Below are 1,676 nucleotides of genomic sequence, written 5' to 3' on the forward strand. Positions count from 1 at the left end.
CGCTCACCAAACCGGAACAGCTACCTTGATTGGTCCGCTGGACTCGGCGAGTTGATCGCACATGAAGTTCAGCAAGTCGTCCGCCGAGAAGGAATCAGGAGCAAGAGGCGCAAGAGGTCTCTCAATCAGAGCCATAGACCAATTGGGAAACCGCCTGTCAAAAACAGACTTCGCATCAATGAGGCATATGTCGGTGTGGCGCGCGTCTTGCGCGATACGGACGAAGAGGCCAGTAACCCTATTCGCCTCGCCTTCAAGAACCTGGAAGAACTGATCTTTGTCAAAGAGAAGGGCGCCAGTCAGCGCAAGGGCTAGGTTATTGCGCTCGGCCGAGCGAACGATGTTCAATAGCTCGCTACTGCCGTTTGGCCGTTTGAGCAGATTGCGGCTTTGGTAGGTAAGCCTGAGCAACATGGTGCGCGCCTCCTATCAGCCCCATACCTTTTTGGGATTGTTAAAAGGTTAAAGGTCGCCATTTCCAAGTTCAATCGTCGCAACCTTCAAGCACGGCACACATCGGTCGGTCCATCGTTTGGTTGTCGTGCCAACGGGCCGAGACGGCCCCTATACCCTTCACGTCCCTAGCCGGACGAATGATGTCCCTATCAACGGCGGAGCGGACACAGGACCATGCTTAGATCGACCGCTGCTTTTGGCCGATTTCGTTGAAAAAGGCAGCGGCAATCCGATGGATTGGCGCCAGCTCCGAAGCGGCCTAGCGCCTGGGTTCTCCGCTATGCGGGCCTGGGGATTTGCATCGGGATCAGCTTGGCCATCTTACGAAGGTTCTGAGCGGTGGCTGCGAGGGTGAACTCGTCACGCGCGCCGTTCGGGCCCCTCAGTCGCAGGCGATCGAGCTTGAGAATGCGCTTGAGGTGCGCGAACAGCATTTCGATCTTCTTGCGGAGCCGACGCGAAGTGCGGCCCTCCCACGATCTTGCGATCTGGCGCGCCATGTCGCGAGCGCCCTCGTAGATCGAGCGCGGCACCCTCCGTGAGGCCTGCTTGGGGCAGCACCGGGACTTCAATGCGCAGCGATCACAATCGCGCTTGCTGGCGAGGTAAAGCATGGTGGCGCCATCATTCACCAGCGTTCCGGTCGTGGTAAGAACTTTGCCACTGGGGCAACGATAGACGTCCCCGGCATGGTCATAGGTGAAGTCGTCGCGCGAGAAGATCCCGTCAGTGCGGGCGGACTTGTCGAAGACTGTAACGTGCGGCTCGATGCCGTGCTCATAGACCAGCCAGGCGAGCATCTCAGCCGAGCCGTAGCCGCTGTCACCGAGGAGCCGGTTCGGATAGAGATCGAACCGTTCGAGCGAGCGCTCAATCATGCGTTTGGCGGCCAATACCTCCGCCTGCCGGATTGCCGTCGTCGCCTCGACATCCACGATGATCGCGTTCTCGACGTCGATCAGGTAGTTCGTCGAGTAGGCGAAGAAGGCTTGGCCACCATGCGCCCCGGTCCAGCGCGCCGCCGGGTCGGAGGGCGACACGAACTTCGGCGTGACCTCGGTTGCCGCTCCGAAAGCGGCATCATCGAGGACAGCCAGATACTCATCGATCGCTCGGCCGGCAGCCTCCGGTGGAAGCCCCTTGGTACGCCTCCGACGAGGGCCGTCTTGCGTGACGGGTGGTAATTCGCGAAGCGTGTGACCTTAAGTCTAGCTTTAAGG

1 protein-coding gene and 1 pseudogene are annotated in these 1,676 nt (G+C 59.6%); both read right to left on the reverse strand.

Going from position 1 to position 1,676, the window contains the following annotated elements; genetic code table 11:
* Window positions 1-3: 3 nt before the first annotated feature.
* Window positions 4-414: a BLUF domain-containing protein gene (locus JQ580_RS33680; protein WP_212285670.1), complete on the reverse strand. Its 411-nt coding sequence runs from the start codon at window positions 412-414 to the stop codon at window positions 4-6.
* A gap of 320 nt (window positions 415-734) precedes the next feature.
* Window positions 735-1,592, reverse strand: a pseudogene (locus tag JQ580_RS33685) (transposase); the annotation flags it as partial.
* Window positions 1,593-1,676 lie beyond the last annotated feature (84 nt).

It is taken from the genome of Bradyrhizobium sp. SZCCT0148, assembly GCF_018129985.1.
Classification (GTDB): Bacteria; Pseudomonadota; Alphaproteobacteria; order Rhizobiales; family Xanthobacteraceae; genus Bradyrhizobium; species Bradyrhizobium japonicum_H.